Raw genomic sequence first — 21,335 nt, forward strand, 5'->3', positions numbered from 1 at the left:
TTAGTAGGTTGTAGTCATATCAGCATCAACACAAATAATATAATCTGCAATGTTTAAATGTTCTTCTTTTAGTTTGGTAAGGTCTTCTTGGTTTACAGTACTTATTGTCGCGTAGTTTAAGGTGTTATTTTCATTCTTTAAATACCACAAAATGCCTTCGTAGTTGTTAGAGTGGTAAGCTCCATTATAGTGTATAAAAGTTGTGTTGGCTTTGTAATTTTTTAGTATAAAATGTGCCATTGTAGCATCTTTTATAGCTTGTGCCATAACAAGTTCTGGTGTGCCATGATCTCCCATCATTTTTAAAATGTTTTTATAGGTAGGCAACTCACTATCAAAAGTAATAGGTAAAGGAGCAATCCATTCTTTTTCTTGTGCACTTAAAGTATCTAGGCTTTTAAAACCTTTTTTGTATACTAAGTTAGCGTACCTTCTAGGTATGTTGGTGGCAATAAAGTGTAGTTTATTTTTTTTAGCATAGTTTACTAGCGGAGCATAATCTGTATTGTAATTAGGCCATAGTCTTGCTACTGTATCTAAAGTCTTTGCGTCAATTACTCCGTTAACATAATTAGTTAGTTGTGTTTGGTTATCGGCTTCTAGCATTTCTGCACCTAGTGTAACTGTTTTGTTCTTGTGTATATCTTTGGTAACCTCTAATTCTAGCCAATGGGCAATAGCATTATTGTGCAACTCTCCAAATAAAATAATATCTTTTTGGTTAAGGTTCTTAATCATTTTTTTATAACTCACTTTTTTACCTTTTGCATTGTAAATTACATATGCAGGTTTTTGGCTGTATATTGATAAGGAGAAAAGTATGGCAATAGTAATCTGAAATATTTTCACAATTGTAATTTTTTTTAAGTAGGACTAAATTAATGAATATTATTAAGTGTAAAATGTATTTAAAAAATTGTATAAAGAAAGTTGCATATATTTAGGTAGAGTAATTTTATAATGAAGAATTTATGGGTAAAAAAATATTAAATGTAGCAATATTGATATCTGCTTTTGCAGCTATTTATAGTCAGTATGTTAAAAATCTAGAATTGTACAATTACTTAAAACCCTTAACCACTATTTTAATTATAGCTGTTGTTGTTGTATTTGGAAAAAGAAAGCCTAAAAAATATTTTATAACTGTATTAACAGCTTTGTTGTTTTGCTTGTTGGGAGATACATTGCTTTTAAATAATAACTATTTTATTTATGGGTTAGCTTCTTTTTTAGTGGCTCATATATTATTTGCGTATAGTTTTATTTCTTTAAACGGAATTAATTTAAACATACGGCCACTTGTTGTTTTACTTACAACTGGTATTGCTTACTATAGTTTTATTTATAAAGGTTTAGGAGAGTTGGTTATTGTGGTTGGTGTTTATATTCTGTTTATTTTATTTATGTGTTGGCAAGGTATTAATCTCTACATAAAACACAAGGGTGGTGTATTTTTGACTATAGCAATAGCTGTTAGTTTGTTTTTAATATCAGACGCTATTTTGGCTTACAATAAATTTGTACAAGCTTTCAATTACTCAGGAGTGTTAATTTTGCTAACATATTGGCTTGCTATTGGTATTATTGCAAATTCTACTATGTATCTAAAAAACACTAAATAAGTTAGTATGCTAAAAAAGCAAAAGTGCTTAGTATTGTAATGGCAATTGGTATAACAATAACAAAATAAATAAATGTAGCTAATGAGCTTTTTAAAAAGCTAGAAAGCCAACTTTGGTTGTAGAACTTTTTAACAGCAATACATAAATATATAAAAGTTGATAGCACAATTAAAAACTGTAAAAATCCAGGAAACCCAGAACATATATAGTTCATAATTAGTAAAATTATAAAAGTACTAAACAGGAAAGAGAAGTAGTAAAAAGCAAATACCAAGTGGTAAGCAAACGGATTTTTGTTGAAAAATAAAATTTTTAAGATGAAAGCAAATATTGGTAACAGAAAAAATAAAGCAATTGGTATAGTGTCATAAAACGAGTGTAGTATGCTTGCTAAACTACCATTATCTTTATAAAGTTTTAAAACTTGAGTATATGCTTTTTTAGTAAAATAACCAGCATCTTCTTTTCTGCCCATTTCTTTAGTTATTAAAGAGTCTGGAGCGTTAATAGCTATTAAAGAGTCTACTTTAGATTCGTTAAAACCAAAAGTCATGAAGTCATCACCCTTATAATTTTGTCCTTTAATAATAGAATCTAACTTGGCTAATTCCTCATCTTTTAAACCTGTTTTATCTTGACTTTGCTTTAGTTTTTTTATAACAGTGGCGGCAGCTAAAGAATCGGTAGTATTGTACTCTTTTATAGAATCTATAGTTTGCTTAAGTGTTTTCTCTGATTTTACACTTTCTCTAATTTGGCGCTCTTGTTTACTTACTTTAAATGAAAATAAAAAGAAGAACACAATTGAAGAAAATAAGTAGAGTTGTGCGGGATGTAAATATAACAGGCGCTTGCCCTCTATAAATTTAGATGGTAAGTAGCCAGGTTTTAAAAGCAATGGAAAAAAACTTTTAAAAAAACGAGCATCTACAGAAAAGTAATTTTTAATTGTATTGCTAAATAATACGCCAACCGTAAGTTTATCGTTAACTTTTTGTCCACAATGTGGGCAATATTCAAAATTAGCGTCAAATTTATTTTCGCAGTTTTTGCAGTTGATATCTTGGTTGGGCATTTACATTGGTTTTATGGCTAAGGTAATTATTTTATGTAAAAAAAATAACTCTTTTTAGAACTAGAGCATCGGGAAAATTTTTGTGTATTTATTATGAGGCTCTTTAGTTACAGATATTTTTTTATTGGTAAAAGGGTGTGTAAAGTCTAAAGAGTATGCGTGTAAATAAAGTCCTTTTCCTTTTATAATTTTTCCAGGAATACCATATTTTGCATCTCCTAAAATAGGGTTGTTAATTGAAGATAAGTGTACTCTTAATTGGTGTTTTCTGCCGGTTTTAGGTTCTAGTTTAACAAGGTTTAGATAGTTAAATTTGTTAGAGGTAACTGTTTTTAATACGTTATAAGTTGTAAAAGCTTCTTTGTTATCTACATTGGTATTAATAGTTCCTTTTTTTAACATTTCACCAATGGTAACTGCTAAATAGGTTTTCTGTATTTTTTTGTTTTCAAACAGTTTGTTTAATGCTAATATACTTGCAGAGGTTTTACCAATAATAAGGAGTCCGGTTGTGGGAAAATCTAGCCTATGTACAGGTCTAGGTTTGGTAGCATCTGGTAAACTACTTTTAGTAATATTTTGTTCTAGTGCGTTATCTATGGTTTTAAAGGTATTACCACTAACTAAAATTCCTGGTGGCTTATTAATAATAGCAAGGTAATTGTCTTGGAATACAACTTCTAACTTTAAATTTAATCTCTTTTTTGTGTTGTTTTCTTCAGGTTTGTTAAAGGTTATTTTTTCAGACCCATAAATAAATGTTCCAGTAGATGCTTTTTTTTCATCAATATAAATTAACCCCTTTTTTATTGCTTTTTTTAAAGCAGATTTTGTGCTTATACCTGTAAAAATACCAGTTCCATAGTCTTGAAACCTAATAGGTTCTTTTTGTGTAACCGCTATGTGTGTCTCTATTGTAATAATTATTTTTTAAAGTAAAATTATAAAAAAAGGTCTTATAGCAAATGCTAATAAGACCCTTTTGTAGTTTTTAAGTATATAATTATAAAACAGCTTTAATTCTGCTTATAGCTTCTTTTAATTCTTTTTCTGATGCAGCATAAGAAATACGGATACAGTTAGGATTGCCAAAAGCTTCACCTGTTACTGTAGCAACATTTGCATTTTCTAATAAGTACATAGATAAGTCTGACGCGTTGTTAATAGTAGTACCGTTTAAAGTTTTACCAAAAAACGCAGAGATGTCTGGAAAAACATAAAAAGCGCCTTCAGGTACATTTAAGTTAAACCCTTCTATTTGTCCTAATAGTTCTAAAACAAGATCTCTTCTTTTATGAAACTCATCTATCATAAACTGTATTTTGCTTACGGGAGCTTCAAGTGCAGCAATTGTAGCGCGTTGTGCAATAGCATTAGCACCACTTGTGTTTTGTCCTTGAAATTTAGTACACGCTTTAGCAATAAATTCTGGAGCACCAATAAAGCCAATACGCCATCCTGTCATTGCAAATGCTTTAGATACACCGTTTACTGTTATGGTACGCTCATACATACCATCTATACCGGCAATACTAACGTGTCCTCCTCTAAAGTTTATGTGTTCATAAATTTCATCAGAAACCACATAAATATTAGGGTGCTTTTTTAATACTTCTGCTAAGCCTTCTAACTCTTCTTTGCTGTATACAGATCCGCTTGGGTTACAAGGAGAGCTAAACCACATCATTTTAGTGTTAGGGGTAATAGCTGCTTCTAGCTGAGCAGGGGTCATTTTAAAATCTGTATCTATACTAGTAGCTACTTCTACAGGAGTTCCTTCTGCAAGTTTAACAATATCACTATAGCTAACCCAGTAAGGAGCAGGTAAAATTACTTCGTCTCCTTTGTTAAGCATACACATTGCTATGTTTGCTAAAGATTGTTTAGCACCTGTACTAACCACAATTTGGTTAAGTCCGTATGTTAAATTGTTATCTCTTTTAAACTTATTTGCAATAGCTTGTTTTAAATCTGCATAACCATCTACAGGAGAATAACTACTGTAGTTATCATCAATAGCTTGTTTAGCTGCGTCTTTAATAAAATCTGGAATATTAAAATCTGGTTCTCCTAAGCTTAAACCAATAATATCTTTACCAGCGTTGCGTAATTCTCTTGCTTTTGCTGCCATTGCTAAAGTGGCAGAGGTAGACATGTTTGTAATTCTGTTAGATAAGTGATTGCTCATACTTTTTTGTTTTTACTAGTACTGTAAAGCAGGTTTTTTTCCTAGCTCCTTTAAATGTTTAAAGTGCGAAATTATAGCTTTTCTAGTAGTTTTGTATTCATTATATGGCAAATTAAATTCATTTGCCGTTTGTTTCACAATTTTAGAGATATTTGTGTAATGAATGTGACTAATATTTGGAAAAATATGATGTTCAACCTGATGATTTAATCCACCTGTAAACCAATTTACAATCTTATTTTTAGTCCCAAAATTTACAGTAGTAAATAATTGATGTATTGCCCAAGTGTTTTTCATTGTGCCTGTTTCATCTGGTAATGGTGTTTCTGCATCATCTACCACATGTGCTAATTGAAATACGACACTCAAAATTACACCAGCAACATAATGCATAATAAAGAAACCTAGGAGTACTTGCCACCAAGCTACATTAGCAAAAAGTAGTGGTAAAACAATCCAAATAGTAATGTATAATAATTTTGTAATTACTAAAGTACTCCAGTTGCCAATTTTACTTGGTTTTTTACCGTATGATAAATTACGTTTCATATAACGGTACATTTGCTGAAAATCTGTAGTAATAGCCCAGTTAAATGTTAGTAAGCCATATAAAAAAACCGAGTAAAAATGCTGAAATTTATGATGCTTGCGCCATTCTGCGTGTTTAGAAAAGCGTAAAATTCTACCAGCTTCTAAATCCTCATCATGTTCATGAATGTTAGTGTAAGTATGGTGCAGTACATTGTGTTGTACTTGCCAGTTGTATACGTTACCTGCTAGTATGTAAATACTGCCACCCATTATTTTGTTAACCCATTTATTGTTAGAGTATGCACCGTGGTTACCATCGTGCATAACATTCATACCAACACCAGCCATACCAACACCCATAATAATGGTAAGTAGTAAGTTAGCCCAAATTGGTAAGCCAAGGGTTAATATTAAAAAGTAAGGCGCTAAAAATAGCGTAAACATTATAACTGTTTTAACGTGTAGTTTCCAGTTACCTGTTTTTTTTATGTTGTTTTCTTTAAAATAAGTATTAACACGTTTGTTCAAAGTCTTAAAAAACTGAGCTGAGTCTTTACGTGAAAATCTAATTGATTTATTTTCCATATTTTTTAAATTCTTAATTCTGATTTCCTCTATAGTTACTTTTTTTGAGGATTATGTTTTATATGTAGATGTTTTATATTATTCTGATATTTATGATCTATAAATTTTTAATAGTCACAAAAACTAAGTAAAGATAATGCAAAAGTACTTTTTATAATATGATAATTATCTTAAAATAAGAAATTTTTATGATTATGGAAATGCTTACTTTTGCCAAAACTTTGATAAAATATATGAAAGCAGATATTATTTTTAAGTATTTTCCAGACTTAACAGAAGAACAAAAGCAACATTTTATACAGCTTGAAGCATTGTATGCAGATTGGAACCAAAAAATTAATGTGGTTTCTAGGAAAGATATAGATGAAATATATCTACGTCATGTATTGCACTCTACTGGCATTGCTAAATTTCAGCAGTTTTTACCAGGAACAACTGTTTTAGATGTTGGTACTGGTGGTGGTTTTCCTGGCATACCTTTGGCAATTCTTTTTCCTGAAACCCAATTTACTTTAGTTGATGCAATTGGCAAAAAAATAAAAGTAGTACAACACGTTGTAGACGGTTTAGGATTAACTAATGTTACCGCTAAACATATGAGGGTAGAGGACTTAGATACTAAGTTTGATTTTATAGTTAGTAGAGCGGTAGCCGCTATGCCCACATTTGTTCGTTGGATTAAAGGGCGTATTAAAAAAGAATCTTTGCATGAACGCCGTAATGGTATTTTGTACCTTAAAGGTGGCGATTTATCTGAAGAATTAAAAGATTATAAAACTACAGAGATATACAACCTTTCAGATCATTTTTCTGAAGACTTTTTTGAAACTAAAAAAGTGGTTTATTTACCTTTAAAGTACAAAGGGTAATTTAAATACTAAGCATTCTGTTAAAAGAATACTTGCAATTTTTAGCATAACTCTTCATATAGCTGTATATGTTGGTTATGCTAATTTTTTTTCTCTTTTTTTCTGTGTGTGTAACGCTCTCTTTCATGGTCTTTCTGTTTAATTATACAAATTTACAATAAGTAAACTATATGTTTACATTAACTTAACGTTAAATTTACATTAAAATTGTTTAAAAAGCAATTTTATGCCGCAAGAGCTTGATTTTTAAGCATAAAAAAGCCAAAACAACAGATAATTACCTGCTTGTTTTGGCTTTAAATTTATATTTAAAAAAGGTTTATCCTAAAAATGGATATCTATAATCTGTTGGTGTAACAAATGTTTCCTTAATTAGTCTTGGAGAAACCCAACGTAGTAAGTTTTGTGCAGAGCCAGCTTTGTCGTTGGTTCCTGATGCTCTTGCACCACCAAATGGTTGTTGGCCAACTACAGCTCCTGTTGGTTTGTCATTAATGTAAAAGTTACCAGCACAGTTTTGTAATGCTTTTGTAGCTTCTTCTATAGCGTAACGGTCTGTAGATAATACAGCACCTGTTAATGCATACTCAGATGTACCATCAACTAACTTAAGTGTTTCTTTCCAATCTTTATCATCATACACGTAAATTGTTACAACAGGACCAAAAAGTTCAGTTTCCATTGTAGTATATTTAGGGTCTGTAGTTACAATTACAGTAGGTTCTATAAAGTAACCTTTAGATTTATCATAATTACCACCAGCTACAATTTCTGCATTATCATCAGCCTTAGCACCATCTATGTATTTGGCAAGTTTATCAAAAGAACCTTCATGAATAACAGCTGTAACAAAGTTGCTCATATCTTCAGGTGAACCTGGCTTGTTAATAGAGTCTAGGTCTCTTTTTACTAAATCTAATACTTCATCAGCAGTAGATTTAGGTAAATAAACTCTAGATGCAGCACTACATTTTTGCCCTTGAAATTCAAAAGCGCCACGTACAATTGCAGTAGCTACTTGTGCAGGATTAGCAGTTTTATGAGCTAAAATAAAATCTTTACCTCCTGTTTCGCCAACTATTCTAGGGTAGGTTTTGTAATTGTGTATGTTGTTACCAATTTGCTTCCAAAGTTCTTTAAAAACATAAGTAGAACCTGTAAAGTGTAAACCAGAAAAATCTGGACTAGCTAATGCAGTTTCTGTAACCATAACTGGGTCTCCGTAAACAACATTAATAACGCCATCTGGTACACCAGCTTCTTTAAAAATATCTACAATTACTTTTGCAGAAAATATTTGACTATCACTTGGTTTCCATAAAACAACATTACCCATCATAGCGGCACTAGCAGGTAGGTTACCGGCAATTGCAGTAAAGTTAAATGGGGTAATTGCATAAACAAAGCCTTCTAAAGGTCGGTATTCTACACGGTTCCAAATACCCTCTGCAGAATCTGGCTGCTCTGCATATATTTGAGACATGTATTCTACGTTAAAACGTAAAAAGTCTATAAGTTCACAAGCAGCATCTATTTCTGCTTGGTGTATAGTTTTAGATTGTGCCATCATTGTGGCAGCGTTTATTTTAGCTCTGTAAGGACCAGCAATTAATTCTGCTGCCTTTAAAAAAATAGCAGCACGTTGTTCCCAAGCAAGGTTTGCCCAAGCTTCTCTAGATTCTAAAGCATTTTCTATAGCTTTAGTTACGTGTTCTTTTTCTGCTAAATGGTATTGACCTACAACATGTTTGTGATCATGCGGAGGAGACATTGGTTTTGTGTTACCAGTTTTTATCTCTTCTGCTCCAATATATAAAGGAACATCTACATTACCGTTGTAATAAGCTTTGTATTGCTCTAATACAGCTTGGCGCTCTGGTGTTCCCGGAGCATAGCTTTTTATTGGTTCGTTAAAAGCGGTTGGAACTTCAAAAAATCCTTTACCCATTGTGCTACGTTTTATAAATTAAATAATTGTAACAAATGTAGTAAAATCCTATTCGTTATTAAAACAATTAGAAAGTAAGAAACAGGTATTTTTTAATTTAAAGCAAAAGGTGCGCTAAATTTAAAACTAGGAATGTAAACTCTAAATTTTTTGCCATCTGTAAAGCTTATCATATTGTAGTGTCCGCGCATTGCGCCAATAGGAGATGTTAATAGGCAGCCAGAGTTGTATGTATGAGATTGCCCTGGGTTTAAAACTGGTTTTTTGCCAACTACGCCTTCTCCATCCATAATTTCTAAGTCATTTAAAGAGTCGTAAATTTCCCAGTGTCTAGAGGTTAGTTGTACAGAGTCTTTGCTTAGGTTTTCTATAGTTACAGTGTAGCCAAATGCGTAGTGCATTTTGTAGTTTTTAAAAAATGTACCTTCAAAATTGGTGCTTACTGATATTTTTATGCCTTTAGTAACTTGTGTAGTCATACGTTTTAACTTTAAAAAATATAATACTCAATCTGTGTATTATGTCTAAAAAAAGAATACTTTATTACGTTGTAATACTTCTTCTTATTTTAAAGTAGAAATGTGTAACTTGCTATGAGTGTGACACATTCGCTACATACAAATATAAAAAGTAAAATTTAAAGTACCTTACTCAGCTTTCATATATTCGCTGAATGAACTTTTTTTCGGCAAACAGGCAATTACACCTGTTCATTGAGCCGGAGTTGGTTTTTTGTTAGTTGGTAATGTTTCTAGAGTTGCCACTTCCAACTCCAATAACGCTATCATATTGGTCGCCAAAATTTCTGTAATAAACCAATACTAAATAATTGTTTTCTGTAAAATGAAAATTGCCTCCAATTGCATTTTGCTTTAGTTCTCCTTTATCGGTCTTAATAACATATTTATAATTGTAAAAACCTTGCTTAAGTGTAATTTTAGCTTCTAAATAACCGGTTTTTTCATTGTAAGTCATTTTATTCTCATCTGTAATAGCGTAATTGTTAAACTTGCCAAATACATAAACATCATTTAATCCTATAATGTCTGTGTAAGGTAATTTAAAATGTACGTTGGTGTACTCTGCTTCTCTAGAGGCATCTTCACCTTGTTGCGTTGTAATTACAAAGTCGCCATTAATATCTGGGTAATAGGTATAAGGCTCGTTGGCTCTAATTAGATCTGCATACATATAGTGGTTGTACAATTCTTTCATCTCTACACGTGCAATTGCAGTGCTAGTTGCGCGTAAATCTTTTGTGGTAAAATTTAAAAACTCATTACCGCCAAAAAAACTACTTTCTTTGTCGTATTTGTATAACAACTCCTTACCAATTGTATATTGTGGTTTTAAATTGGTAATTGCAGTAGGCCAGTAGTAGTTTTTTAAAATTGTAACTTTAACCTCTTTTTTTGGGTTGATAAGTTGAAAATTACCTGCGTTTATGGCAATTTGTATGGCTTGCTTTTGGTTTAGAAACTCAAAGTCTCTTGTTCTTTTTGGACTAACGCCTACTGCTACAGCATCCTTGTAAATTATAAAGCGTCTAGAAAATTGAAGCTCATTATAGCTGTTGTAAATTTCTAACATATAATTGCCACTTACCTTTAAACTAATGCTGCTATTGGGTATTTGTAAGCGGTAATTAGAGTAAGCTTGTAGTGTGTTGTAACTATTTTCGTAATTTGTGATTCTAAGATTGTCAAAGCCACTTAAATACTGAGATTTAGATAGTGTAGAAGGAGACCAATCATAATTATAGTATGATATTTTGTAGTAGTAATCTTCTTCAGAGGCAGTTAAGTCATCAAACTCTAAATAAATTTTATCTCCCAATTGTGCAATAGGAAATTGATCTTCTGTAGGTCCTTTAAATACAATAGATTTTATATGGTTAGGAGCATCTTTTTCTACAGCGTTTTGTGCGTAAGTAGAGAAACTAACTAAAATTATAAAAAGTAAAAAAGAGTAGTGTTTCATTTATATAATAATTGTATCACAAAGATAAGCAAAAGTTATGCCTAAAAATTACGTGGATAAAAAGTGTTAAAATTTTATTTAGAATTAATATAAATAAAAACATCTTAGCTGATTTAACAAGGAAGTTTGCGCTTAAAACTTTAAATTTGCACGAAATTTTGTTAACCTAAGGTCTGCAATAATATGTCTAAAGACATTCGAATAAAAAAAGGCTTAAATATAAACCTAGTCGGTGCCGCTGAGCAAACTACTTCTAAAGCGGTTTTAAGCAATGTTTATGCAATAAATCTTAATGATTTTCACGGGATAATGCCAAAAATGTTGGTAAAAGAAGGGGCAACTGTAAAAGCAGGTGAACCTATTTTTTACAACAAAGATGTAGAAGAAATGAAGTTTGTTTCTCCTGTGTCTGGTGAGCTTGTTGAAATTGTAAGAGGTGCAAGGAGAAAAATATTAACGCTGAAAATACGCGCTAATAAAAGTGGTGAAGTAGTAGAACACAGTACGCTAAACTTGGCAAGCGCATCTGCAGAAGACGTAAAGTCGCAGTTGCTAATGTCTGGTTGTTGGCCTTTTGTAAAACAAAGACCGTATGATGTTGTTGCAAACCCTAATGTGGCTCCAAAGGCTATATTTATTTCTGGGTATACAACAGCTCCATTAGCAGCCAATTTAGATTACGTGTTACAAGGCAAAGAAAAAGAGTTGCAAGCGGCTGTTACAGCATTAGCAACTTTAACATCTGGCCAAGTGCACATTTCTGTGGGTAGTAGCAACTCTCCATTGTCTGGTTTGTCTGGTGTAACAGAACATAAAGTAGCTGGTCCGCATCCAGCAGGTTTAGTGGGTACACAAATAAACAAGATAGATCCTATTAACAAAGGAGAAGTAGTTTGGACAGTTAATGCACAAGACCTAGTTATAATAGGTGAGTTGTTGTTAACAGGTAAATTTAACCCTCAAAGAACTATTGCATTAGCAGGTTCTGCAGTTAAATCTCCAAAATACTACACAACTACTATTGGATCAGAAATTTCTACATTTTTATATGGTAGCGGAGTTTCTATAGAGAACTTTAGAGTAATTAATGGTGATGTGTTAACAGGTTCTAAAACTAGCCCAGAAGGGTATTTAGGGTTTTATAACAACACAGTAACTGTTATTCCTGAAGGAGATGATTACGAGTTGTTTGGTTGGAATAAGCCAGTTTTTAACAAAATATCGTCTACTAGAGCAATGACTTTCTCTTGGTTAAACCCTAAGAAAAAATACGATTTAAATACCAATACTAACGGAGAACATAGAGCATTTGTGGTAACTGGTGCTTATGAAAAAGTTTTTCCATTAGATATTTATCCAATGCAACTGCTAAAAGCTTGTATGATAAAGGATTTAGATGAAATGGAACAACTTGGATTGTATGAGGTTGCACCTGAAGATTTTGCTTTAACAGAGTTTATCTGTATATCTAAACAACCGCATCAGCAAATAATTAGAGAAGGGTTGGACTTATTACAAAAAGAAATAGGATAAAAGATGGGTCTTAAAAATACATTACACAATTTAAAGGAAAAGTATAAAGGCAAAAAAATGGCGCCTGCATTTAATGCAATCCATACGTTTTTGTACTTGCCTAATGAAACTACGCACTCTGGGTCTCACGTAAGAGCAGCAGATGATTTAAAGCGTACAATGAATACGGTAATAATGGCGTTAATTCCGGTTTTAATTTTCGGGATGTTTAATGCGGGTTACCAACATTATTCTGCAATTAATGGTTTCCCTGCAGATTTTTCATTACTAAATGATTTTATAACATGGGATAACTTTTTAGTAGGTTTAACAACGGTATTACCATTGGTAATAGTATCTTATGTAATTGGTTTAGCAGTAGAGTTTGTTTTTGCTGTTATTAAAGGACATGAGGTAGAAGAAGGTTACTTGGTAACTGGTATGTTAGTACCATTAATTGTACCAATTGATACACCATTATGGATGCTAGCTATAGCAGTTATTTTTGGTGTTGTAATAGGGAAAGAAGTTTTTGGTGGTACAGGTATGAATATCTTAAACCCAGCATTAACAATTAGAGCATTTTTATTCTTTGCTTATCCAACTTGGATGAGTGGTGATAAAGTATGGGTACACGAGGCTGTAGAAAGAGCTGGTACTGCAGATGCTATTTCTGGTGAAACTATCTTAGGACAGTTAGCTCAAAATACAGATGCATCATACTCAATTTCAGATATGTTCTTTGGTTTTATACCAGGTTCTGTTGGTGAAACGTCTACGTTTTTAATTCTATTAGGTGGTTTATTTTTAATCTTTACAAAAATAGCTAGCTGGAGAATTATGTTAAGTGCTGTAATAGGTGCTTTAACAATGGGCTTAATCTTTAACGGGGTTGTTAGTGCAGATTGGATTAGTGAAGGAAGTAAGTTTTACGGATTAATGAGCTTTGAGTTCTGGCAACATTTACTTGTTGGAGGTTTAGCTTTTGGTATTGTATATATGGCTACAGATCCTGTAACTGGTTCACAAACTAATAAAGGAAAATGGTATTACGGTTTCTTTATTGGGTTTATCTCTGTTTTAATTAGAGTGTTTAACCCTGCTTATCCAGAAGGCGTATTCTTAGCAATATTATTAATGAACGTTTTTGCTCCAACTATAGATCATTATGTAGTGCAAAGTAATGTAAAAAAACGTTTAAAAAGATCAAATAAAGCTACAGCTTAATTAGCGTTAAAAGAATAGATATGGCAATTAATACAGATAAAAATAGTTACACCGTCATTTTTGCAGCCATTATGGTTGTAGTTGTGGGTTCTATCTTAGCATTTACTGCATCTAGTTTAAGTGGTAAAATTAAGATGAATGAAAAGTTTGAGAAGCAACAAAACATCCTTTATGCAATGGGTGTTAATGATAATGTAGACGAAGGGAGTATAAATTTTATACCTACAGATAAAGTAGAAGCTGAGTTTAAAAAATATATTAAAGAGCAAATAGTTATTGAAAATGGTAAAATTACGCCAAATGACGAAGCTTATTTAATAGATTTAAAAAAGCAAGAAACAGCAGCTAAAAATGGCGAAGTTAGAAAATTACCATTATTTATTGGTGAAAAAGATGGCGTAAAATCTTACATCATACCAATGAGAGGTAAAGGTCTTTGGGATGCTATTTGGGGCTTTGTTGCAGTAGGCGAAGACTTAAAAGTACAAGGTGTGTTTTTTGATCATAAAGGAGAAACACCTGGTCTAGGAGCAAACATAAAGCAACGTTATTTTATGGATGATTTTAAAGGAGAATCTATTTTAAATAACGGAGCCTTTGTTGGAATTAGTGTTGCTAAAGGTAACAATGACCCAATAAACGAAAGAAAAGATGATAATAAAGTAGATGCTTTAGCAGGTGCAACCATTACAGGTAATGGTGTAACAGCTATGATAAAAGAAAGCGTTAAACTTTATCAAGATTATTTAGAAACTATAGCTAAAAAATAAGAAATGGGATTACTTTCTAAAAAAGATGCAAATCTAATATTAGATCCATTAGCAGATAACAACCCAATTACTATACAGGTATTAGGTATATGTTCTGCATTGGCAATTACAGCAGAGTTAAAAGCGTCAATAGTAATGGCGGTTTCAGTAATGTTTGTATTAGGAATAGGTAATGTTGTTATCTCTTTAATGAGAAACATTATACCTTCTAAAATTAGAATTATTGTGCAATTGGTAGTAGTAGCTGCCTTAGTTATTATAGTAGATCAAGTGCTTAAAGCATTTGCATATGAACTTAGTAAAACCCTTTCTGTATTTGTTGGGTTAATTATTACAAACTGTATTATTATGGGACGTTTTGAGGCCTTTGCATTAGCAAACGGACCTTGGAGATCTTTCCTAGATGGTATTGGAAACTCATTTGGTTATGGTTTAATATTAATTATTGTTGGTTTCTTTAGAGAACTTTTAGGTTCTGGTACATTATTAGGATTTAAAGTATTAGGAAATCCTATTGAGAAAACAGGATTGTATGCCATAGGATATGAAAACAACGGGTTTATGTTATTGTCTCCAATGGCATTAATAGTAGTTGGTATCATTATTTGGGTGCAACGTTCAAGAAATAAAGCATTAATAGAAGAAAACTAGAACTAGTTATATAAAAAATACAATGTTATGTTAGAACATGTAGAATTATTTTTTAAATCCATATTTATAGATAATATGGTATTTGCTACCTTTTTAGGAATGTGTTCCTATTTGGCAGTATCTAAAAAAGTGTCCACAGCCGTAGGTCTTGGTGCTGCAGTAATATTTGTACTAGCAGTAACTGTACCTATGAACTGGTTGTTAGATCAGTACTTGTTAAGAGATGGTGCTTTAGCTTGGTTAGGGCCAGAGTATGCAGATTATAACTTAAGCTTTTTATCATTTATATTATTTATTGCAACTATTGCAACAATGGTACAATTGGTAGAGATAGTAGTAGAAAAGTTTTCGCCATCATTATATAACTCTTTGGGTATATTTTTACCTTTAATTGCTGTAAACTGTGCCATTTTAGGTGGTTCTTTATTTATGCAATCTAGAGATATACAAACGTTAGGCTTGGCTTTTAACTACGGTATAAGTTCTGGTATTGGTTGGTTTTTAGCAATTTTAGCTATTGCTGCAATTCGCGAAAAAATTAGATACTCTAACGTTCCTGCTCCTTTAAGAGGTTTAGGTATTACGTTTATAATCACAGGTCTTATGGCTATTGGCTTTATGAGCTTTGGTGGTATGTTAACTGGTGGTGATGATGCTCCTAAAAAAGAAGCAAAAGAAACTGCACAGAAGGCACAAGACAAGGAAGTTAAAAATGAAATTGATGAAAATTCAGTTTCTTACAATAACGCTTTAAATAAATAAGAATGATTTTAGCTACAAGCACAATAGGTACAATTGTAATTACGGTAATTGCTTTTATGGCGTTATTGTTATTATTAGTTGCTCTTTTACTTTTTACAAAAGAAAAATTATCTCCTTCTGGTCCTGTTACTATAACCATTAATGGAGAAAAGAAGGTTGAAGTAGGCTCTGGTAGTTCTTTGCTTACAACATTAGGTAACCAAAAAATATTTTTACCATCTGCATGTGGTGGTGGTGGTACTTGTATACAGTGTGAGTGTCACGTTTTATCTGGTGGTGGAGATGCTTTACCAACAGAAACACCTCACTTCTCTAAAAAAGAGTTAAACCACGGTGCGCGTTTAGCTTGCCAGGTTAAAGTAAAGCAGGATATGGAAATTACCATTCCTGAAGAAGTATTTGGTATTAAAAAATGGGATGCTACAGTTGTACGTAACTACAATGTTGCATCATTTATTAAAGAATTTGTAGTTGAAATTCCAGAGGATATGGGCTACAAAGCTGGTGGATATATTCAGATAGAAATTCCTGAATGTGAAATTAAGTATTCTGATATAGATATTACGGCTCACCCTGAAGAGCATGAAACTCCAGATAAGTTTCAGGCAGAATGGGATAAATTTAATTTATGGCCTTTAGTAATGAAAAACGAAGAAACTGTAGAAAGAGCTTACTCAATGGCTTCTTTCCCTGCAGAAGGTCGTGAAATTATGTTAAACGTACGTATTGCTACTCCGCCTTGGGATAGAGCTAAAAACGGATGGATGGATGTTAACCCAGGTGTAGCTTCATCTTACATATTTGCACAAAAACCAGGAGATAAAGTTGTTATTTCTGGACCTTACGGTGAGTTCTTTATTAATGAGTCTGAATCTGAAATGCTTTATGTTGGTGGTGGAGCAGGTATGGCGCCAATGCGTTCTCACTTATACCACTTATTTAAAACATTAAAAACAGGAAGAAAAGTTACTTACTGGTATGGTGGACGTTCTAAGAGAGAGTTATTCTACTTGGATCATTTCTACGAGTTAGAAAAAGAATTCCCTAACTTTAAGTTTTACTTAGCACTTTCTGAGCCTTTACCAGAAGATAACTGGAAAGTAAAAGAAAATATAGATGCACCTGGTGATGGTTTTGTAGGATTTATTCACAATTGTGTAATAGATAATTATTTAAGTCATCATGAGTCTCCAGAAGATATTGAATTGTATTTCTGTGGACCTCCTTTAATGAACAAAGCTGTTCAGAAAATGGGTGAAGATTTTGGTATTCCAGATGAGCACATCAGATTTGATGACTTTGGAGGATAAGTCTAAAAAAATATAAGTTTAAAAGCCGGTACATTTGTACTGGCTTTTTTTATGCACTATTTTTAATGTGACTTCTATTTAAATATGCATTTTTAATTAAAGTCTTGCTTTTCACCGTTCGTTTCTTGGTTATTACCGTTCATCATAAAACTATTTTTTTTACTGTATTACTGTTCTACTTTTACATTGTAATTAAAATTTAGTAATCAATTAAATCATCAATCATGAAAAAATCAATCATCGCATGTAGTCTTTTATTAAGTGTAGTAGCAACTTCTGTAGCATCAGAGAAAAAGCCATTACCTGTAAAAAAAATTAATGTAACAACAATTAAAAATGTTTCGCCTTTAAGTATTGCAGTAGCAAAAGGAGACTATGGTACAACGGCAAGTTTTTTGGCGTATGGAGCAGATAGTAATGAAAAATCTGTTAGTACAGGTATGACACCTTTAATGTATGCAGCAAGGTATAACAATGTTAAATTGTTAAAACTGTTAATTAGTAATGGAGCAGATACTACATTAAAATCTAAAATTGGCTATACGGCACTTGGCTATGCAAAATTATCTAAAGCCTCAGAAGCAGTGGCCTTTTTGCAATCAATTTAAGCAATGCTAACAACTTGTTTTTAGAACGTTAACAAGCTTTTAACTAACTCCTAATCAGTGTTAAATAAAAGTTATAATGAAAAATTTCTGAAACAAAATAAATTTTTCATCGTCTATATAAGTGTAGTGTCAAAACAACATTATTAAAATCAAAAAAAAACAATCATCACATCAAAAAACAATTATCATGAAAAAATCAATTATCGCTTTCGGAATCGTATTTAGTTTAGTAGCAACAAGTTTATCAGCTAGTAATGGTCCGGATAAACCAGTGTTAAAGAAAAATTTAAAAATTGAAAAAACAACTATCAAGGATTTATCTCCTTTAAGCATAGCTGTTGTTAAAGGTAATTTTGATACCACTAAAAAATTCTTAGAATTTGGATCAGATATTAATCAAAAATCAGGTACAATGGGTATGACTCCATTAATGTACGCTGCAAGATATAATAAAGTAGAGCTTATGAAGCTTTTAGTAGCAAATGGTGCAAATGTTAAGGCAAAATCTAAAATTGGTGTTACGGCATTAAAATATGCTAAAGCTGCCAATGCACATGCTGCTGTAAAATATTTAAAAAGCTTATAGAGCTTAAGATTTCTTATTTAATTTAGTTAGAAAGAGATTGCTTCTTTATTGGGGCAGTCTCTTTTTTTATTCTAATTTTGCAGTATGGGAAAACCATTAACAGAGCAAGAGCTACATAACTTGGCAATGAACATTGTTGGTAAGCATTTAGAGGCAAATGGGTATGAGTTTATGGGTGTTAACAGTAAACCTAAGCGTAACCCTCAATTTGTGTGTTTAAAAGATAAAGTTTTACATTTTATAGTTGTTAGGGCAATTGCTTACCCTAACAATCCTAATGCATACGACATTCCTTTTATGGAAAAAATGAAAGATCATGCAGAAAAAATGGATGCTACTGCTTATTATGCAGGAGTAAGGTTAACTAATGCAGCAGACCCTAACTTGCCAGTGTATTTAAATGAAGAATATATAGTAGATTATGACGGACTTATTAAAGTATAAATTAAAAGTAGTACTATTTATTGCTACCGGTTGCTTATTTACAGCTTGTAAAAATGATAATAAATCTAAAATTGTAGAGAACCGAAATAATGGATCTGCTCTGGGTACATCATACAGTATTATTTATTTTACAAATGAAACGACTAATTTTCAAGAAGAAATAGATTCTGTTTTTAAAGTGATAAACAAGTCTATGTCTACCTATATGCCTTCATCAGACATTTCTAAAATTAATAAAGGAGATTCTACCTTACAAGTGGACCATATGTTTAAAGAGGTTTTTAACCTGTCTAAAGATATTAATAGCAAAACTGATGGCTATTTTGATCCTACTGTAGGGACTTTAGTAAATGCTTGGGGTTTTGGGCCAGGAGAGCAAATAAAATTAGACAGCTCTAAAGTAGATAGCTTGTTAGAGTATGTTGGTTTTAGTAAAGTAGAACTAACTAATAAAGGCACCATAAAGAAAGCAAATACTAACATTTTGTTTGATTTTAATGCTATTGCTAAAGGGTATTCTATAGACAGACTAGCAGTAATGTTAGAGAGTAAGGGTATTACAGACTTTTTAATTGAAGTAGGAGGAGAGATTTATGCTAAAGGCGAAAATTTAAAAAAGAAGAAAAAATGGGTTGTTGGTATTAATGACCCTGAGGTTGAAGACCGAACCAATTATAAAGCAGCTGTAACACTTAAAAATGTAGCTATGGCATCTTCAGGTAATTACAGGCATTTTAGAGTAGATCCAGTTACCAAAGAAAAATATGTGCACACATTAAATCCAAAAACTGGGTATACTAAAAACGCTAAAGTTTTAGGAACAACTATTATTACCGGTAACTGTGCTAAAGCAGATGGTTATGCAACTTCTTTTATGGCAATGGATTTAGAAGATTCTAAAAAAATAATTGAAAAAGATTCTACATTACAAGCCTACATTATTTATTTGGATGATGATGGTAATACAAAAGAATATATTACAAAAGGCTTTAAAGACTTACTATTAGAGTAGGCTATTTTTTTACTACGGGTATTATTTCTCCTTGGGCTAAGCAATATTTTTTAACATCTTGTGGTGGTAATTTTTTAGTGTAATTTACCTCTTCAACCGTAAATCCTATTTTTCTTAATTTGGCAAAGTAATCTTTGCCGTAAATACGTACATGATCATACTGTCCAAAAATACGAGCACGTTCTTTTTTATCTGTTATGGTATCGTCTTCAAAAGTATTTTCTCTACTTAAATCTTGTGGTATTTGAAAAACTCCCCATCCGCCAGGTTTTAAAACTCTGTACATTTCTTGCATAGCTTTGGTGTCATCTGGTATATGCTCTAAAACATGGTTGCATAGTATAACATCATAACTATTGTCTTTAAAAGGTAAGTTGCATATGTCTGCTTTTACATCTGCTAAAGGAGATTCTAAATCTGTGGTAGTGTACTCTAAATTTTTCATTTTTCTAAAACGCTTATAAAACGCTTGTTCAGGTGCAAAATGTAGCACCTTAAGATCTGCTGTAAAAAAGTCTGTTTCGCTCTGTAAATAAAGCCAAAGAAGTCTATGGCGCTCTAACGATAGTGTTGAAGGAGATAATACATTGTCTCGTTGCTCTTCATATCCGTACGGTAAAAACTTTTTAAAGCCTTTGCCATCTATTGGGTCTACATAGGTTTTGCCACGCATAAAAAATGTTAGTATAGGACGTGATACATAACTTAGTTTTATTAATAGTGGTCTAGGTATGGTATTTAAAATAGTCTTAAAAAGCTTTTTCATAAATGTATTTAGGTACTAAGTGCTTGCTGCATATTTGTGTAGCAATTATTAAAACGTAAATATACTTTAAAAGTATGTTTTAGCTAGTTTTTATTGTCATTGCATACAAAATACCAACACCAATACTTAAAATCATTAAAGTAATAAAAGCTAGTATAATATAGCCCGCATATCTAAAAAAGGCATAGAGTGTTTGTTTAAAAGTAAGTTGATATAATTTTATGAAAACATATAATCCATAAACAGCAGATATAAGTATAAAAGCACTTGAAATTAGTCCTTTTGAAAGCCCTATAAGGTTAAAAAAAATAAGTTGTGAAGCAATAAGTATATAGCCTAAATTGGCTTGTATGTATGCGTTAAAAACTAAGTGCTCTGAGTAGTTATGGTCTCTTTTTTTGAAAGTTAAATATGTTAGTAAGCTATACGCAGGAATGCTAGATATTATAATTAGATTATAATAATTAGAGTAAAACTGATAAATTATATTTATGCTTTCTAATGCCTCTTTTGGAGCTTTGGGGTTAGCATCCCCTAAACCGGATTTGATACCGTTAGTAAAATCTGCTACTTCTGTACTAGGAAAAATTTTATTAATAATTAAGGCAATAGTTGCGTAAACTACCAAATATGAAAATGGCTGAAAATATTTTTTACGAGCACCACCTATATAAGCCTCTAAAACCTCTTTAGGTTTTGTAAATAAGTTAAAAAAGGTTTTCCAGAAGTTATTGTCCCAACTAAAAAAAGGCCCAATGAACTCTTGCCATGCGCCTTTTAATGATATTCTGTCTAAAACTATTTTTGCTCCACAATTAGAGCAATATTTATGTGTGTTTGTAATGCCTGTATTGCACGTTTTACAATTCATAAATTAAAGATGTGGTTA

22 protein-coding genes are annotated in these 21,335 nt (G+C 32.0%); 12 read left to right on the forward strand and 10 right to left on the reverse strand.

Features of this window, described 5'->3' with window-relative positions:
* Complete coding sequence (locus KLA_RS15190; protein WP_013620225.1) at positions 1–849, reverse strand: ChaN family lipoprotein; 849 nt, start codon at positions 847–849, stop codon at positions 1–3.
* Between the two features lie 122 nt (positions 850–971).
* Between KLA_RS15190 and KLA_RS15195 the strand changes: the two genes are divergently transcribed.
* Positions 972–1,622: a lysoplasmalogenase gene (locus KLA_RS15195; protein ID WP_034646774.1), complete on the forward strand. Its 651-nt coding sequence runs from the start codon at positions 972–974 to the stop codon at positions 1,620–1,622.
* Position 1,623: 1 nt separating this feature from the next.
* Here the strand turns inward: KLA_RS15195 and KLA_RS15200 are convergent, their stop codons facing one another.
* From KLA_RS15200 to KLA_RS15215, 4 genes are all read right to left on the reverse strand, one after another.
* Positions 1,624–2,697 carry a DUF3667 domain-containing protein gene (locus KLA_RS15200; RefSeq protein WP_034646775.1) on the reverse strand — a complete coding sequence of 358 codons (1,074 nt, stop codon included), beginning with the start codon at positions 2,695–2,697 and terminating at the stop codon, positions 1,624–1,626.
* A 60-nt stretch (positions 2,698–2,757) separates the two neighbouring features.
* The gene (locus KLA_RS15205; protein WP_316931901.1) at positions 2,758–3,624 is read right to left on the reverse strand and encodes an RluA family pseudouridine synthase; all 867 of its coding nucleotides are present in this window, start codon (positions 3,622–3,624) and stop codon (positions 2,758–2,760) included.
* Between the two features lie 76 nt (positions 3,625–3,700).
* A complete protein-coding gene (locus KLA_RS15210) occupies positions 3,701–4,885 on the reverse strand; it encodes a pyridoxal phosphate-dependent aminotransferase (protein WP_013620221.1) in 1,185 nt (394 codons plus the stop codon).
* Positions 4,886–4,900: 15 nt separating this feature from the next.
* Positions 4,901–6,001: a fatty acid desaturase family protein gene (locus KLA_RS15215; RefSeq protein WP_034646777.1), complete on the reverse strand. Its 1,101-nt coding sequence runs from the start codon at positions 5,999–6,001 to the stop codon at positions 4,901–4,903.
* A 233-nt stretch (positions 6,002–6,234) separates the two neighbouring features.
* Between KLA_RS15215 and rsmG the strand changes: the two genes are divergently transcribed.
* Entirely contained in the window at positions 6,235–6,870 is a 636-nt protein-coding gene (gene rsmG / locus KLA_RS15220; RefSeq protein WP_034646800.1) for a 16S rRNA (guanine(527)-N(7))-methyltransferase RsmG, read from the forward strand.
* A gap of 319 nt (positions 6,871–7,189) precedes the next feature.
* Here rsmG and pruA read toward each other — a convergent pair whose 3' ends face one another.
* The 3 genes from pruA to KLA_RS15235 all read right to left on the reverse strand — a co-directional run bounded on the left by pruA (position 7,190) and on the right by KLA_RS15235 (position 10,798).
* Complete coding sequence (pruA, locus tag KLA_RS15225) at positions 7,190–8,818, reverse strand: L-glutamate gamma-semialdehyde dehydrogenase (RefSeq protein WP_034646778.1); 1,629 nt, start codon at positions 8,816–8,818, stop codon at positions 7,190–7,192.
* A 92-nt stretch (positions 8,819–8,910) separates the two neighbouring features.
* Entirely contained in the window at positions 8,911–9,297 is a 387-nt protein-coding gene (gene apaG / locus KLA_RS15230) for a Co2+/Mg2+ efflux protein ApaG (RefSeq protein ID WP_013620217.1), read from the reverse strand.
* Between the two features lie 256 nt (positions 9,298–9,553).
* The gene (locus KLA_RS15235; protein WP_034646779.1) at positions 9,554–10,798 is read right to left on the reverse strand and encodes a type IX secretion system plug protein domain-containing protein; all 1,245 of its coding nucleotides are present in this window, start codon (positions 10,796–10,798) and stop codon (positions 9,554–9,556) included.
* A gap of 183 nt (positions 10,799–10,981) precedes the next feature.
* Here KLA_RS15235 and KLA_RS15240 point away from each other — a divergent pair, with 183 nt between their 5' ends.
* The 10 genes from KLA_RS15240 (at position 10,982) to KLA_RS15285 (ending at position 19,680) form a co-directional block, all read left to right on the forward strand.
* On the forward strand, positions 10,982–12,331 hold the full coding sequence (locus KLA_RS15240) for a Na(+)-translocating NADH-quinone reductase subunit A (protein WP_013620215.1): 1,350 nt from the start codon (positions 10,982–10,984) through the stop codon (positions 12,329–12,331).
* Positions 12,332–12,334: 3 nt separating this feature from the next.
* Positions 12,335–13,537, forward strand: coding sequence for an NADH:ubiquinone reductase (Na(+)-transporting) subunit B (locus KLA_RS15245; protein WP_013620214.1), 1,203 nt, complete (start codon positions 12,335–12,337; stop codon positions 13,535–13,537).
* A gap of 20 nt (positions 13,538–13,557) precedes the next feature.
* Positions 13,558–14,307 (forward strand): Na(+)-translocating NADH-quinone reductase subunit C, encoded by a 750-nt coding sequence (locus KLA_RS15250; RefSeq protein WP_013620213.1) that lies wholly within the window; start codon positions 13,558–13,560, stop codon positions 14,305–14,307.
* 3 nt (positions 14,308–14,310) lie between these two features.
* Positions 14,311–14,958, forward strand: coding sequence for an NADH:ubiquinone reductase (Na(+)-transporting) subunit D (locus KLA_RS15255; protein WP_034646781.1), 648 nt, complete (start codon positions 14,311–14,313; stop codon positions 14,956–14,958).
* A gap of 27 nt (positions 14,959–14,985) precedes the next feature.
* Positions 14,986–15,720, forward strand: a complete 735-nt coding sequence (gene nqrE, locus KLA_RS15260; protein ID WP_013620211.1) for an NADH:ubiquinone reductase (Na(+)-transporting) subunit E — start codon at positions 14,986–14,988, stop codon at positions 15,718–15,720.
* A gap of 2 nt (positions 15,721–15,722) precedes the next feature.
* Positions 15,723–17,030 (forward strand): NADH:ubiquinone reductase (Na(+)-transporting) subunit F, encoded by a 1,308-nt coding sequence (gene nqrF, locus KLA_RS15265; protein WP_013620210.1) that lies wholly within the window; start codon positions 15,723–15,725, stop codon positions 17,028–17,030.
* Positions 17,031–17,254: 224 nt separating this feature from the next.
* Positions 17,255–17,638: an ankyrin repeat domain-containing protein gene (locus KLA_RS15270; protein ID WP_034646784.1), complete on the forward strand. Its 384-nt coding sequence runs from the start codon at positions 17,255–17,257 to the stop codon at positions 17,636–17,638.
* Between the two features lie 187 nt (positions 17,639–17,825).
* Positions 17,826–18,224, forward strand: coding sequence for an ankyrin repeat domain-containing protein (locus KLA_RS15275; RefSeq protein WP_013620208.1), 399 nt, complete (start codon positions 17,826–17,828; stop codon positions 18,222–18,224).
* An 84-nt stretch (positions 18,225–18,308) separates the two neighbouring features.
* Positions 18,309–18,668 carry a hypothetical protein gene (locus KLA_RS15280; RefSeq protein ID WP_013620207.1) on the forward strand — a complete coding sequence of 120 codons (360 nt, stop codon included), beginning with the start codon at positions 18,309–18,311 and terminating at the stop codon, positions 18,666–18,668.
* The gene (locus KLA_RS15285; protein WP_013620206.1) at positions 18,646–19,680 is read left to right on the forward strand and encodes an FAD:protein FMN transferase; all 1,035 of its coding nucleotides are present in this window, start codon (positions 18,646–18,648) and stop codon (positions 19,678–19,680) included. Before KLA_RS15280 ends, KLA_RS15285 begins: the two co-directional genes overlap by 23 nt.
* Position 19,681: 1 nt before the next feature.
* Here KLA_RS15285 and KLA_RS15290 read toward each other — a convergent pair whose 3' ends face one another.
* A complete protein-coding gene (locus KLA_RS15290) occupies positions 19,682–20,446 on the reverse strand; it encodes a class I SAM-dependent methyltransferase (protein WP_034646787.1) in 765 nt (254 codons plus the stop codon).
* Between the two features lie 79 nt (positions 20,447–20,525).
* On the reverse strand, positions 20,526–21,317 hold the full coding sequence (locus KLA_RS17695) for a DUF3667 domain-containing protein (RefSeq protein WP_051456130.1): 792 nt from the start codon (positions 21,315–21,317) through the stop codon (positions 20,526–20,528).
* Between the last annotated feature and the right edge of the window lie 18 nt (positions 21,318–21,335).

It is taken from the genome of Cellulophaga geojensis KL-A (assembly GCF_000568425.1).
GTDB lineage: Bacteria > Bacteroidota > Bacteroidia > Flavobacteriales > Flavobacteriaceae > Cellulophaga > Cellulophaga lytica.